Genomic DNA, 13,982 nt, shown 5'->3' with positions numbered 1-13,982 from the left:
AATGAAAGAACAATTTAAGCTGAGCCGGCAAATTTATCTGATTCTTGGGTTTGTCCTTGTGTTAGCTCTCGTTATCCAGACCTCCCGGATGGATTCCCTTCTGAAAATTGGCGGAAAGCTCAACGGCTGGCAATCGATATCGGCTGCGAATGCGGTCAATCCCTTGTCGGAGCAGGATGTTGCCAGTCTCAATGAAGAGAAGATCCTGCTTCTTTACGATGCGGCAGAGAAGTATAGCGTAAGGATTAAGGGGCATACCGAGCAACTGCTGAGCTACATGAAGAAGAAGAGAGATCTTGTTGATGTGAAGGACTATCAAGGCGCTGGAGAAGGCTACGATAGTATTATTATTACATTCAGTAATTTGGAGAAGCTGTCTGACAATGAGTGGCTGGAGAAGTTCGTAGAAGAGGGCGGCCGGATATTGTTTGCGGCTACACCAGTCGTGGGCAGCACCTTCTACCGGATCTATCGGAAGCTTGGTATAGATGAAGTAGGCGACTATGCGATATCCAAAGGCCTGGTTACCAAGACGAACATACTTGTTAACTACAAGAATGAGGAGTTCTCCGAGAAAATCATCGAGAATACCTCCTTGCAGATCCATATCAGTGCAGCAACCCGTCTCCATGCGGAATCAAAGGAGAGAATCCCGCTGCTGTGGGATATTCCATATGGCAAAGGGCTATTTGTCGTGTTTAACGGCACGATGCTGCAGGAGAAGACAAGCCGCGGCTTTTTGACGGGCGCGATTAGTTTATTGAAAGAAGATAATCTATATCCTGTCATTAACTCGAAGCTGGTATACATTGATGACTTCCCGGCTCCGTTCCCTATCGGATATCAAGAGGATATCTTTCAGATTTATAAAAGAAGCATGATCCGGTTCTTCAAAGAGGTGTGGTGGCCGGATATGGTTCGCCTGGAGACGAAGTACGATCTCAAGTATACCGGTGTTGTTATCCAGAGCTATGACAATAACACCAAGGCGCCTTTCGATGCGGTATCGGACAATACGAATCTGATTACTTATGGCAGAGAGGTGCTGAAGCGCGGCGGAGAGATCGGCATTCACGGCTACAATCACCAATCGCTGACCTTTGACCCGAGAGCGCATGAGGCATTCGGCTACAGCAAGTGGGATTCTGTCTCCAGTATGGAGGAATCGATTCGGACCGTTGTCTCCCTTGTTGATTCTACACTGCCGATGAACGAGCTTCATAATTATGTCCCCCCATCCAATGTGCTGAGCAAGGAAGGCAGGGAGGCGCTGAAGGCGGCTTGGCCGGGGCTCAAGTCAATATCCTCCATCTACAGTGAGGATGCTAACAACTTGGGGTATGTGCAAGAATTCGAAGTAGCTCCGGATGGCATTGTAGAGCTGCCACGTATTACTTCTGGCTTTCTTGAAGATGAGTTTAACGAATGGGCAATGGCGAATGCGGCTACATCGATTGGCGTGTTCTCCCACTTTATCCATCCCGATGATATTCTGGACCGTGAGCGAAGCTTCCCGTATACATGGGAGCAGCTTTACGGGATGCTCAAAAAGTTTATGGACATTGTTCATAACAAATACGGCTGGCTTAGAAGTACGACAGCTACGGAAGCGGGCATTGAACTGGAACGATACTCCATGAGTCAGCCGCACTTTGATTATAAGCCGGATCGTATCGAAGGCTATGTGAATCAATATGCGGGCGGCAAGCTGTACTACTATCTTCGATCGGATAAGAAAATTACCCGCGAAGATAACTGCACCGTCACCCGGATTGATGATGAGACCTATCTGGTTGAAGTTGAAGATGAACATTTTACCATTGGATTGGAGGGATAACTTTGAGAATCTGTATGGTTGCAGAAGGCTCCTATCCCTACATCACGGGCGGGGTTTCCAGCTGGATTCATTCTTTGATCACGAATATGCCCGAGCATCAGTTTATCATTTATGCCATCGCTGCCGAGAGCAAGCAGCAGGGGCAATTCAAATATGCATTGCCGTCGAATGTGGTTGAGGTGCGGGAAGTGTTCCTGGATGAGTATCTGCGCGTGGAAGGCGAGTGGGGACACCGCATTAAGCTTAATGCCGTTCAGAAGGGTGCGATCAAGTCATTGATCGGCGGCGGCAAACAGGTGGATTGGGAACCGATCTTTGAAGTGCTGCGCAACAACAAACTCAAGAACGCAGCTGATTTTCTCATGAGCAAGGATTACTTTGACGTTATGAGCGAGCTTTGCGTGGAGAACTACGATCAGATTCCGTTTACCGAGATGTTCTGGACGGTACGCTCGATGATCCTGCCGCTGCTGCTTACAATCCGGGAGCCGGTGCCTGAGGCGGATATCTATCATGCTGTTGCGACGGGCTACTCCGGCGTTATTGCCGCGCTTGGCAAGCATCTGCACAACAAGCCGATGCTGCTGACCGAGCATGGCATCTATTCACGGGAGCGCGAAGAAGAAATTATTAAAGCTGAATGGGTTAAGGGATACTTTAAGAATGTGTGGATCGAGTATTTCTATACGTTATCAGCCTGCGCCTATCAATATTCGGATCATGTTATCACCTTGTTCAAGCGGAACCAGGAAATACAAGCGGAGCTTGGCTGTGACGAGAACAAGATCAGCATTATACCCAACGGTGTTCGTATAGAGGGATTCCAGGGGCTCGACGTCAAGGCCAAGGAAGAACCGATATGGATCGGGGGACTTGTCAGGGTGGTGCCGATCAAAGATATCAAGACGATGCTCCACAGCTTCCAGGTAGTGAAGCACGAGGTGCCAGAGGCCAAGTTCTTCATTATGGGTCCTTACGAAGAGGACATGGAATACTACGAGGAATGTATGGGGCTCGTCGAAGCACTGAATTTGCAGGATGTCGTGTTCACAGGGAGCATCGACATCAAGGCGTATATTGGCAAGATGGATATTCTGGCCCTGACGAGCATCAGCGAAGGCCAGCCATTAGCGGTGCTGGAAGGGATGGCGGCGGGCAAGCCTTTTGTCACGACAGATGTAGGGAGCTGCAAAGAGCTGCTTTACGGTGTGGATGATGATTACGGGCAAGCCGGTTATGTCGTGCCGGTCATGAACTATGAGCAGATTGGCCAAGCAATTATCCAGCTCTGCCGCAGTGAGCGGCTGAGGAAGGAATTCGGGGCAAGCGGATTGAAGCGGGCCCAGGACAAGTATAGCCATGATGCATTCATTGACAGCTACAAAGCGTTGTATCAACAGTACGGGGGGCGGGACAATGGCCGGAATAGGATTTGAACTAAAGAAGCTATACGACAAAAGCGGACTAGTCAATAAAGTGAAGGCCTTCACCTATTCCTCCCTTGTGACGATTGGCCCTATGCTCTGCTGCATTCTGCTCGTTTCGGTCGTGCAGTGGCTGTTGATTGATTATGAGGTCTCGTTCGTGGATCGTGAACTTTTCCTCGCGTGTGTCACCTATGCGTTTATGTTCTCCTATATCGCGACGAATTTGCTTAATATGTTCGTTACGCGCGCCTTCTCGGATTTTATCTATCAAGGCTATTATGATGCGCTGCTCTCGACCTATCACGGCAGCATCAAAGTTAACTTCCTGATCGGCGGCGTTCCTGCGGTTATATTCCTGCTTCTTACCGATCTGCCGCTCGCGGCGAAGGTGGCGTTATTCCTGCTTTATATGACGCTCATTACACTATGGACCCAGACCATCTTTGTTTCGGCGATGAAGGATTACCGCAAGGTTGGAATCGCCTTTCTCGTTGGCGCTCTGCTGGCTCTGCTCCTGGTCATTGGTGTGCTGGAAGTGCTGGAGATCCGCACAGTGTCGGCTATTCTTTTCGCCATTGATATCGGGTTTGGTGTCTCGGCAGGGATGCTGTTCATCCAGATCGAGCGGTTCTTCAAGACAGGCAAGTCGCTGCCGAGCTTTTCATTCTTTGGCTACTTGCGCAAATATCCTTCTCTCATTGCAATCGGCGGACTGACTGCGCTCGGCTTATATTCCCACCAGATGCTGCAATGGGCAGGCTCTGCGGGAAGGCTGGTCGGAAATACGTTCTGGATGGCCCCGGAGTACGATATTGCGGTCTTCTACGCCTTTATCTCCGCGATCCCGACGCTGATCATGTTCGTGGTGTCACTGGAAACCGTCTTCTATGACAAATTCCGCGGCTATTACGATGCGATTCTGACCAGAGGGTCCATTACAGATATTAACGAAGCGAAGAAGGGCATTTATCATGTCATCGTCCAGCAGCTGACGCTGATCATGGGGGTTCAGTTCTTCTTCTCCATCATGGCGGTTGCGCTTGGTATTCGCTTTCTGCCATTCATCGGATTTACATCCGCACAGATTGATGTGTACAACATTCTGGTCATGGGATTCTTCTCGTACATCATATACAGCGTTCTGTCTCTCGTCTTGCTGTATTTCGATGACCGGAAGGGTGTTCTATGGCTGGCGGCTGCATTCCTTGTGCTCAATGTCGGCTTCTCAACGCTTTCGGTCATTCTGGGAGATCAGGGCTTCTCTTTCTTTATGGCGTCGTTCTTGACTTTATTGCTGACACTTTGGCGGTTGATTTACTTGCTGAGCAATTTGGATTACTTCACCTTTAGCGCCCAGCCGCTTGTGGCGAAGGAATACGATAACAAATACACGCGGATGCTGGCGCGGAGCAAGGAAGAAGAATAGGCTGGATTTATTGGATACAGGAGGAACAGATGAAACGATCGATTAAGTCTTGGGTAGGTGTGTGCCTGGCAGCTGCCGGAATGCTGGCAGTGGCCGGGTGCACGGGGGAAGTCAATGATACCACAACCACACAACCAGTCAGTACAGTAACAAGCAAGGAAGAACTCGCTGCTGCCTACAGCACGAAGCTGGTTGAAGACCGCAGCGTCTACACCGAGGATGGGAACGAAGATATCGTCACCTTTTATTTGACGGTATCGGAGCATAACCTCACTGCGGATCATCCGTTGTCATGGAGCCAGTTCAACAGCGTTAGACGTGTAGAAGACAATACCGAGGACAATAAGCTGGATGTCCTGCTGCAGCAGGGGACAGAGGAAGGCACCAAGAGCGGGATGTTCGGCTTTGGCGATACGCATGCCAATGGTGAAATAACCATTCGGGGAAAGTCCACCCTTAAAGGGGATCAGAAGTCTTACAAAATCAAGCTATTCGATGATACGGGATTATGGCGCAATCAAAAAACGATCAATCTGGTCAAGCATGCTTTTGATTCCACCCGTCTGCGCAACAAGCTAAGCTTTGATTATTTCAAGATGATTCCCGACTTTACAAGCTTGCGTACCCAATTCGTTCACTTGTATGTGAAGGATTTGACAGCGGGCAGCAACGCCAAATATAAGGATTATGGCCTTTATACACAGATCGAGCAGCCGAACAAATCGTTCCTGCGATCGCATGGCCTTGACCCTAACGGACATCTGTATAAAGCGGTCAACTTTGAATTTCTGCGCTACGGGGATGCTCTGAAGAAGAAGGATGACCCTGAATACAACAAGCAGGCCTTTGACATGATTCTCGAAACCAAAGGCAGCGACAATCACGAGAAGCTTCTGACGATGCTGGATGAAATCAACAACTACACCCTCCCGTTTGACGAGGTGTTCGACAAGCATTTTGACCGTGACAATTTTCTAACCTGGATGGCGGTCAATATTATTATGGATAATTATGATACGATCAACCAGAATTTCTTGCTGTACTCTCCATTGAACTCGAACAAATGGTTCTTCATGCCATGGGATTATGACGGCGGCTGGGGAGATCGCGATTTCAACGAGGTTAGTGCCGTTCGACGCGCTTCATGGCAGAGAGGGATAGCTAACTATTGGGGGAATGTGCTGCAGAAGCGGTTCTTCAAAAACCCTGATAATGTGCAGCAGCTGACGGACAAGATTGAGAAGCTGCAAACCATTATCACTCCTGAGCAAACATCGAAGTATATTGAATCGTACTGGCCTACTGTAGAACGGTATATCAGCAGAGATCCGGACTTGTCGTTCCTGCCCAAAGATCTGAATGAAATCGATGATGAGATCGAGCAGGTCAAGCAATTGTCGGTAACGGCAGTCGAGAAGTTTAAAAAAGTACTGGATAACCCGATGCCGTTCTACTTGGCGGATATAGTGCAGGAGAACGGTGACACGGTCTTCAAATGGGGAGAGTCATACGATCTTGAAGGCGAGGACTTGACCTACCGATTCCAGCTTGCCAAGAACCCGAACTTCACGAATCCGATTATGGATGAGACATTGTCAGGTTTGACAGTAACGGCGGAGAAACTGCCCGCAGGCATGTATTATTGGAAGGTAGTGGCAAGAGATTCCAATGGGAATGAAACACCGGCCTTCGATGAGTATACAGATACGGATAATACCCCGCATTTCGGTGTGCGGAGAATTAATGTAGATTAACGCAGCATAATCATTCGAGCAGTTATTACAACGGGTAGAGAAGGGAGGTTGCGGATCAGCATGCAATTCGATGGAAAGAAGCTCCGCCATGAAATGAAGTATTATATCCATTATCATGAGGCGCAGGCATTGCGGGATCGGGTTGGCGCAGTTCTGATGATGGACAAGAACTCCATCGGTCGGGAAGGGTATCATATACGCAGTCTATATTTTGACGATATGCACGAGACCTCCCTGCTTGATAAGAACAACGGCGTGTTTCGGCGCAAAAAATACCGGATTCGCATCTACAACAAGAGCGATGCGGTGATCAAGCTGGAGCGCAAGAGCAAGTATCACGATTATATCGCCAAGGAATCGGCCAGCATGACCCGGGAAGAGTATGAGAGGATCATAAGCGGCGATATCGATTTTATGAGAGATGCGGAGCATAAGCTAATCCGGGATTTCTATTATGATTGCAAGCACGGCCTGATGAAGCCGGGCGTCGTCGTCGATTATGTTCGCGAAGCGTATATCTTTCCTATCAGCGATGTGCGGATTACATTCGACAAACAGCTGAAGGCGAGTATTCAATCTCTTGATATCTTCGATGTCAATCTGCCGATGGTAGAATCGATAGAGGGACCCAAGACGATACTCGAAGTGAAATACAATCAGTTTCTGCCGGACTTTGTCTACGGGCTCATTCAGATGTCCGCACATCAGCGCTCCACGATTTCCAAGTATGTCATTTGCAGGGAAAGAAGAAAAAGCTACGCGGATTAAGCGTATAGGAGGAACAGTTTCAAAATGGGAGAAATAACTAATTTCGGAGATTTATTTAAGAAAAGCGTGCTTGAGCTTGAATCATTTAAGCAGGTGGCGCTGCTGGAAATCGTCATCGCGCTTCTAATTGCTTTTGCGCTGGGAATGTTTATTTATTGGACGTATTACAAAACGTTCCGCGGTGTCGTTTACAGCCATAATTACAATGTAACGTTCGTTATTATGACGATGCTGACCACGCTGATCATCATGACGATCAGTACGAATATCGTACTCTCGCTCGGGATGGTCGGCGCACTCAGTATTGTGCGTTTCCGTACAGCGGTCAAGGATCCGATGGATATTATGTACACCTTCTGGGCAGTGGCGGTAGGTATTGCAACTGGCGCGAAGATCTATCCGATCGCCATACTGGGATCGATCGCTATTAGCGCTGTGCTGTTCTTCTTGGCCAAGCGCAAAGGGAAGGACGCGCCTTATCTGCTGGTCATTCAATACGAAGGCAAAGCGAACGAGCAAGTCATGGTGACATTGCGCCGTATCAAGCATGTGCTGAAGTCCAAGACGATCCGCAAGGATATGACGGAGATGACGGTAGAGCTGCGGCTTAAAGACGATAACACGGCATTCGTGTCCGAGCTGTCCTCATTCGACGGCGTGAAGGACGTTGCGCTTGTCAGCTACAACGGGGATTACGCGCCTTAAACGCTACTACTATAGCGGATAGAATCTAACCCAAACGTTTCAAAGAAGGGCTGTCCGAAAAGTCCAACATCCAATAAGTCAGTCCCGAATGATGGGAAGAGATGCCTCCAAAACCACTGAAAGTGGGGCTGGAAGCATCTTTTTTATTGTATTTAGGGGACTTAGCGGGGACTCTGAAATCATCAAACAACTTTCTGTACAACTCCTTCTCCAAGTGTGGTTAGAGGGCAGAGTGACGGAGTAAGAAGCCTGCGAATGTGCATGAATATCGGTTACAGGACGCCATAATGGCCAAATGCCTGCGATGATGGATCATCTTATATGACATTTGTCATACCCACTCCTTGACGTTTATGCCTTAAATACCGCGGCTGTATTTTCTATAATGAGGATATAGTTATGCTGCTGGGGCTCGGATACATATGTCTGGCGCCAAGACAGAGGAGGATCATAGGCGATGAATCAACCCAATCCTATTATTAAGCTGAAAAAGGCCGTCGCTCCCTATGAGGAGATCAATACGAGAACAAGCATCAAACAGATCGTAAATACGATCGGACCGCTGATTCTGCTCTGGTATGCCGCGTATTTAAGCTTGTCTGTATCGTATTGGCTGACGCTGCCGATTACAGTGGTTGCGGCCGGCTTCGTGGTCCGGACTTTTATTCTCTTTCACGATTGCTGCCACCAGTCGTTCTTCAAGAGCCGGCTGGCCAATGATCTGTTAGGAACGATTACAGGTGTGCTCACACTTGTTCCTTACCAGCAGTGGAAGCACAGCCACACCATTCATCATGCGACGAGCAGCAACCTCGACAAAAGAGGAACAGGGGATATGTGGCTCCTTACTGTAGATGAATATGCGGCCTCGCCCCTATGGCGCCGAATCTTCTATCGATTCTACCGGAATCCCCTTGTCATGCTTGGGCTTGGCCCCATTGCTGTATTTCTCTTGCAATACCGCTTTAACCGCAGAGGAGCGCGGCGCAAGGAGCGGATTAATACTTACGTGACCAATATTGCAATTGCTGCGCTGTACACGCTGCTGTGCCAGGCAATCGGATGGCAGGCATTCCTTATGATTCAAGGCCCGGTCTTTTTCATTGCGGGCTTGCTGGGGATCTGGCTGTTCTATGTGCAGCATCAATTCGAGGATTCCTACTTCGAGAACGAGGAGGAGTGGAGCTTTGTGCAGGCCGCCGTGGAGGGCAGCTCCTATTACAAGCTTCCTAAGCCCTTGCAATGGATAACCGGCAATATCGGGTTTCACCATGTTCATCATTTGAGCCCTAAAGTGCCTAACTACAATTTGGAGAAGGCGCATGACGCTGCACCGCCGCTTCAAGAGGCAACAACCATTACAATCGCGAGCAGCCTGAAGGCGCTTCGTTACCGTCTATGGGACGAGAAGGCCAAGACATTCGTCAGCTTCAAAGCGGTCAAGCGGCGTCTGCCGAAGTCCGACGGAGTGGCGGAAGCGGTGAAGGGCCAGCTCGACGGGATGGCGGGCCGCAGGACAAGTCTGCAGGGCAAATAACGCTGCTGTGAACATTTATGCTACAATAGCAGTAAGTTGAGAGGTGCTTGCAAAGGAGCGGCAGCATGCGGAATTGGAATGAAATGTCTCGCAAAAACACGGGGCTTAGTCCTTATGTATGGGTCGTCTTTTACATCCTCCCATTCTACTTCATCATCTATTCTTCATCTACCAGTCAAGTTATTATCGGCATCACGCTGATTATCGTGTTCTTCATCTGCTATGTGCTGTCCTTTATATCCAAGGGCTGGATCGTATACTTCTGGACAAGCGTGCAAATCGCCATCTCAATCGCGATGAGCATGCTTTTCGGCTATGTGTACTTTTCCCTCTTCCTGGCTTTTTTTATCGGCAATCTCAAGAACCGCAAAGCTTTCTTTACACTATATTCGATACATCTCATCAGTACCTTTGCTACGATCAATTATGGATTTGTGACGAAGAATCCCGTATTCTTCACCCAGTTTCCGTTCGTATTTCTCAGTCTGATCGCCGTTATCCTTCTTCCGGTCAACACCTATAACAAGAATAAGGAAGACAGGCTGCAGGGGCAGCTGGAGGATGCGAATAAACGGATCTCCGAGCTGGTCAAGCTGGAGGAACGGCAGCGGATTGCCCGCGATCTTCACGATACACTGGGACAGAAGCTGTCATTAATCGGCTTGAAGAGCGATCTGGCGGGCAAATTAATACTGAAAAACCCGAACCGAGCCAAGGCGGAAATGAACGATGTCCATCAGACAGCCAGAACAGCGCTCAAGGAAGTCAGGGAAATGGTCACCCGAATGCGGGGAACGAAGCTGGAGGATGAAATCTATCGGGTCCGGCAAATTCTGAAGGCGGCGCAGGTCGAATGCACAGTGGAAGGTGATCCTAAGCTAACCAATACTTCTCTGATCGCCGAGAATGTCGTGAGCATGTGTATGAAGGAAGCTGTTACTAACGTAGTGAAGCACAGCAGCGCTACTTCTTGCGCTATCCATATCGAGCCTTTGCGGACCGAACTGGTCGTCAAGATAGAGGACAATGGTATCGGTATTGCAGACCCGTGGACGAGCATTAGAGGGAATGGACTTCAGGGGATGAAGGAACGGCTTGAATTCGTAAACGGGAGCGTGGAGGTCGTCTCAGACCAAGGTACCATGATCGTTATCAAAGTGCCGAATGTCTACCAGCAGCCGGAAGAGGAGGAGAAGGAGGTATGATACGAATCGTAATCGCCGAGGACCAGAAGATGCTTCTTGGCGCGCTTGCCGCTCTGCTGGAGCTGGAGGAGGATATGTCGGTTGTCGGAAGAGCGGGCAATGGCGAGGATGTTGTGAAGCTGGTTCATCAGCATAAGCCGGATATTGTTATTATGGATATTGAGATGCCTGGCCAGAGCGGGCTCGATGCTGCAGAGGAGCTGAAGGGATTCGATTGCAAGGTCATTATACTGACGACGTTTGCCCGTCCCGGATATTTCGAGCGTGCGGTCAAGGCGGGCGTGAACGGCTATTTGCTCAAGGATAGCCCCAGCGAGGAGCTGGCAAGCTCGATCAGGAGCGTCATCGCCGGAAGGCGCATCTACGCCTCGGAGCTGGTGGATGAGGCATACAGCCAGGAGAGCCCGCTGACGGATCGGGAGAACGAGGTGCTGGTGCTGATGGCTGACGGCAAGAATACGAAGGAAATAGCGAGCCAGCTCTACATTACAACGGGAACGGTCCGCAATTATATCTCCGTCATTCTCGACAAGCTCGATGTAAACAACCGGATCGAAGCAATTAAACGATTCCGGGAGAAGGGCTGGTTCAAGTGAAATAACCCCCATAGAACCTCCGCGCCACATGTCTAGATGTCTAGATGTTTAGTGGTTTCGGAGGTTTTTTGATCATGTTCGGCGGTGTGCCGCAGAGAAGCGCTTATAGCTGGTCATGCGCCATAGAGAATCACTGCCGCAAATGCTGTAAGCGGGAAAATCCAAGCTACAGGATGGGGAGGCGGTGGTGCGGTGCGTCGAAAGCCGGAAAAAGCCGCTTACAGGATGGCCGAGTTACTAAGGCGGCAAATGTGTCTGCTGTCTCTTTCGGCATCGCTGCGAGCTGATCATTCCGGCAAATAGGAACGCCCCCCAATCCTTATATGCCAGCCGCCGCCCCTTTAATATTCAGCAGCAGATGATTTGCGGCGAACGGAAGGCATGGGAGGATTCCATCCTCGTTCACGCTCCATTTTATCTTACAAAAACATTCTACTATAGACCTATATGACTAGTTCTTAACTACTAACTTTGCAAAAAAATGCATGAAAAGTTTGTAGAAACTCACAAAATATATTGATATTTTAAACAAAAAGAACGATATTATAAATAGTTTGTTGCTTTGCATCCGATAGAAAAGACAAAGAATTGAATAGGTGTAAATCGCAAACCTGTTGAAAACAGCGGTGCAAAGCCACGGTTCTAGAGGTTCTACCATGATCGCCGGGTTGCCAATCTTATGATTGTTGTTGTGATTTAATTGGCAGCAAGGGCTTTCTGTGTAGAAAGTCCTTTTTTCGTGCTCTAGTGGGTATTCGTTCCCTGGTCTTGGCCGACTATTACATAACGGAGGTGGTAGGAGCAGTTTACTGACAGCGTGGACGCCGCAGGTCAGCGCAGGAGTATTTGAAGTTTGTGCGCTGATTACGACATTTGCAGAGGAGAAACCGTAATGAAATTATTACACATGAAGGACAGTGTCGCCGGGAAGTTGACGCTGTCGTTGGCTCTATTTACTACGGCATTATCTATCATGATCAGTATCATCCTGTATGCCACGGTTTCTTCTGTCGTTACGTCTTACGTCTCTCCAGACATAGACGCATCGGATATTAGCAGCTTCAAGGCCGCAATCGCTTGGGGAGGAGCAGGTGCTTCCTTGCTGTTCGGGATTCTTGGAGCTATCGGAGCGTTTGTCATTGTCAGAACAGTCCTCCGGCCGTTTCACAGGCTTGTAGAGAATGCCAAAGCAGTTGCTGAAGGTAATTTGACCCTCGAGGTAGAAGCTGGCCGCAAGGATGAAATCGGGCAATTGGCGGAGAGCTTCCAGGGGGTGGCGATCCAACTGCGGGAGGTTGTCAGCCATATTTCGGAGCTCTCAGACACCGTAGTCAATACGTCACAGGAATTATCCAGCAATACAGAATATTGTACGGATATGGTAGTAGGCATCGCGGACTCGATCCAGCATATTTCCCTGGGGAGTGAGACGATTGCCGAGAGTGCGCGGGGCAACATGCTTATGCTGGAGGAAGTCAGCAGAGGGATGGAGCATATTGCGGAATCCTCCCAGACTTTAGCTGGCGAGATGGCCGAGGCTGCCCTTCAGGCAAGTGATGGCACCCAATTGATCGATCAGGCCATTTCGCAGATGAAAACGATTTTTGAGACGACGGTAGTTTCTACTGAGGCTGTCGTGCAGATGGATCAGCGGACGGAAGAGATCGACCGTGTGACGGTCATCATGACGGAGATCGCGGGGCAGATTAATCTGCTGTCTCTTAACGCGGCGATTGAGGCTGCACGCGCAGGCGAATATGGACGCGGCTTCGCCGTTGTAGCCGACGAGATCCGCAAGCTGGCTGACCAGTCCTCCTCCTTCGCCAGGGAGATTGCCGAGACGGTTGCCCATATTCGTTCCGGCTCGATCGAGTCGAGGAGAGCGATGAATCAGGTGATGGTCGAGGTCGAATCCGGAACGGAGATTGTGACTGGCGCCGGACAATCGTTCCACCAGATCGTGCAGCTGACCGAGCAGGTATCGTACAAGGTGCAGGAGGTATCGAGCGTCACGCAGCAGGTAAGTGCAAGCGCAGAGCAGATCCTGGGCTCGGTACGGGAAACGGTAACGATTACGGAGGTTGCCCTTGCAGGGACGAAGGAAATTGCAGCCTGCTCGGAGGAGCAGCTCACGGCAATGGAGGAGTCGCAGCAATCAGCCCGTTTTTTGAAGGAGCAAGCGAAGCAGTTGAAGGGCCGGATTGATGCATTCGCTGTGTAATGCAAGCCAGCATCGGCTATTGAATGATTCTGAAGGGCCGGAAGGAGCAAGGATGGACTTAGAACGATTAGATGAATTGTTTCAGCAGCTTAATGAGCTTACTGGGGTTAGAGACATTGCCTACCATGAGATAAAGGATGGCCGCCTGAGCCCCGTGCTCAAGACGAACACGGATGTGCTTGGTGTTGAGAAGTGGAGGAGCGTTCACGCTCAAAGTCCGGTCTATGTGGAGCATGATAAACTGCTCAGCGAGATGATGCGCGAGCCGCGTGCGCTCGCTGTGCAGGATGTGAAGAACGATCCCCGTTCTGCGGACGAGTTCTTCCTGTTTGGGATCGACAGCATACTTATTTTGCCGGTGCTGAATAACAGAGTGGTGCGGGGCATTGTGGCGGTAGCTTCCATCGGGGGGCTGCATGAATTTACAGAGGAGGAGATCAGGAAAGCAGAGCTGCTGCTGGAGCGATATCGCAGTGTATTTCAAACGTAGAAAAGGAGAGTGGATT

Annotated in this window: 11 protein-coding genes and 1 riboswitch; all 11 genes read left to right on the top strand. The window is 49.6% G+C overall.

Annotation, left to right across the window (positions count from 1 at the left end; translation table 11 throughout):
- The first annotated feature begins 1 nt into the window (after position 1).
- The 11 genes from K0T92_RS08310 (at position 2) to K0T92_RS08260 (ending at position 13,966) form a co-directional block, all read left to right on the top strand.
- Complete coding sequence (locus K0T92_RS08310) at positions 2 to 1,837, top strand: DUF2194 domain-containing protein (RefSeq protein ID WP_219871989.1); 1,836 nt, start codon at positions 2 to 4, stop codon at positions 1,835 to 1,837.
- Positions 1,838 to 1,839: 2 nt separating this feature from the next.
- Positions 1,840 to 3,273, top strand: coding sequence for a GT4 family glycosyltransferase PelF (gene pelF / locus K0T92_RS08305; RefSeq protein ID WP_219871988.1), 1,434 nt, complete (start codon positions 1,840 to 1,842; stop codon positions 3,271 to 3,273).
- Positions 3,254 to 4,690 carry an exopolysaccharide Pel transporter PelG gene (pelG, locus tag K0T92_RS08300; RefSeq protein WP_219871987.1) on the top strand — a complete coding sequence of 479 codons (1,437 nt, stop codon included), beginning with the start codon at positions 3,254 to 3,256 and terminating at the stop codon, positions 4,688 to 4,690. The genes pelF and pelG overlap by 20 nt, the downstream gene beginning before the upstream one ends.
- Positions 4,691 to 4,719: 29 nt before the next feature.
- On the top strand, positions 4,720 to 6,444 hold the full coding sequence (locus K0T92_RS08295; protein WP_219871986.1) for a CotH kinase family protein: 1,725 nt from the start codon (positions 4,720 to 4,722) through the stop codon (positions 6,442 to 6,444).
- Between the two features lie 60 nt (positions 6,445 to 6,504).
- Entirely contained in the window at positions 6,505 to 7,212 is a 708-nt protein-coding gene (locus K0T92_RS08290) for a polyphosphate polymerase domain-containing protein (RefSeq protein ID WP_219871985.1), read from the top strand.
- 24 nt (positions 7,213 to 7,236) lie between these two features.
- Positions 7,237 to 7,917, top strand: a complete 681-nt coding sequence (locus tag K0T92_RS08285; protein ID WP_219871984.1) for a DUF4956 domain-containing protein — start codon at positions 7,237 to 7,239, stop codon at positions 7,915 to 7,917.
- 457 nt (positions 7,918 to 8,374) lie between these two features.
- The gene (gene desA / locus K0T92_RS08280; RefSeq protein ID WP_219871983.1) at positions 8,375 to 9,454 is read left to right on the top strand and encodes a Delta(5) desaturase DesA; all 1,080 of its coding nucleotides are present in this window, start codon (positions 8,375 to 8,377) and stop codon (positions 9,452 to 9,454) included.
- A 65-nt stretch (positions 9,455 to 9,519) separates the two neighbouring features.
- Entirely contained in the window at positions 9,520 to 10,659 is a 1,140-nt protein-coding gene (locus K0T92_RS08275) for a sensor histidine kinase (RefSeq protein ID WP_219871982.1), read from the top strand.
- Positions 10,656 to 11,255 (top strand): response regulator transcription factor, encoded by a 600-nt coding sequence (locus tag K0T92_RS08270; protein WP_219871981.1) that lies wholly within the window; start codon positions 10,656 to 10,658, stop codon positions 11,253 to 11,255. Before K0T92_RS08275 ends, K0T92_RS08270 begins: the two co-directional genes overlap by 4 nt.
- 594 nt (positions 11,256 to 11,849) lie before the next feature.
- A riboswitch (cyclic di-GMP riboswitch) is annotated at positions 11,850 to 11,931 on the top strand.
- Between the two features lie 216 nt (positions 11,932 to 12,147).
- A complete protein-coding gene (locus K0T92_RS08265; RefSeq protein WP_219871980.1) occupies positions 12,148 to 13,476 on the top strand; it encodes a methyl-accepting chemotaxis protein in 1,329 nt (442 codons plus the stop codon).
- A 52-nt stretch (positions 13,477 to 13,528) separates the two neighbouring features.
- Complete coding sequence (locus K0T92_RS08260) at positions 13,529 to 13,966, top strand: GAF domain-containing protein (RefSeq protein WP_219871979.1); 438 nt, start codon at positions 13,529 to 13,531, stop codon at positions 13,964 to 13,966.
- Positions 13,967 to 13,982 lie beyond the last annotated feature (16 nt).

This window comes from Paenibacillus oenotherae, from assembly GCF_019443105.1.
In the GTDB taxonomy this organism is placed as follows: domain Bacteria; phylum Bacillota; class Bacilli; order Paenibacillales; family Paenibacillaceae; genus Paenibacillus_Z; species Paenibacillus_Z oenotherae.
Note: the sequence above shows the minus strand (reverse complement) of the source record. Positions and strands in the feature narration are given on the sequence as shown.

What these genes read in the sequence shown, in the direction of transcription:
- K0T92_RS08260 (WP_219871979.1), top strand. Translation starts at nt 13,529, where the DNA reads ATGGACTTAGAACGATTAGATGAATTGTTTCAGCAGCTTAATGAGCTT.
- K0T92_RS08310 (WP_219871989.1), top strand. Translation starts at nt 2, where the DNA reads ATGAAAGAACAATTTAAGCTGAGCCGGCAAATTTATCTGATTCTTGGG.
- K0T92_RS08265 (WP_219871980.1), top strand. Translation starts at nt 12,148, where the DNA reads ATGAAATTATTACACATGAAGGACAGTGTCGCCGGGAAGTTGACGCTG.
- desA (WP_219871983.1), top strand. Translation starts at nt 8,375, where the DNA reads ATGAATCAACCCAATCCTATTATTAAGCTGAAAAAGGCCGTCGCTCCC.
- K0T92_RS08275 (WP_219871982.1), top strand. Translation starts at nt 9,520, where the DNA reads ATGCGGAATTGGAATGAAATGTCTCGCAAAAACACGGGGCTTAGTCCT.
- K0T92_RS08270 (WP_219871981.1), top strand. Translation starts at nt 10,656, where the DNA reads ATGATACGAATCGTAATCGCCGAGGACCAGAAGATGCTTCTTGGCGCG.
- pelG (WP_219871987.1), top strand. Translation starts at nt 3,254, where the DNA reads ATGGCCGGAATAGGATTTGAACTAAAGAAGCTATACGACAAAAGCGGA.
- K0T92_RS08290 (WP_219871985.1), top strand. Translation starts at nt 6,505, where the DNA reads ATGCAATTCGATGGAAAGAAGCTCCGCCATGAAATGAAGTATTATATC.
- K0T92_RS08295 (WP_219871986.1), top strand. Translation starts at nt 4,720, where the DNA reads ATGAAACGATCGATTAAGTCTTGGGTAGGTGTGTGCCTGGCAGCTGCC.
- K0T92_RS08285 (WP_219871984.1), top strand. Translation starts at nt 7,237, where the DNA reads ATGGGAGAAATAACTAATTTCGGAGATTTATTTAAGAAAAGCGTGCTT.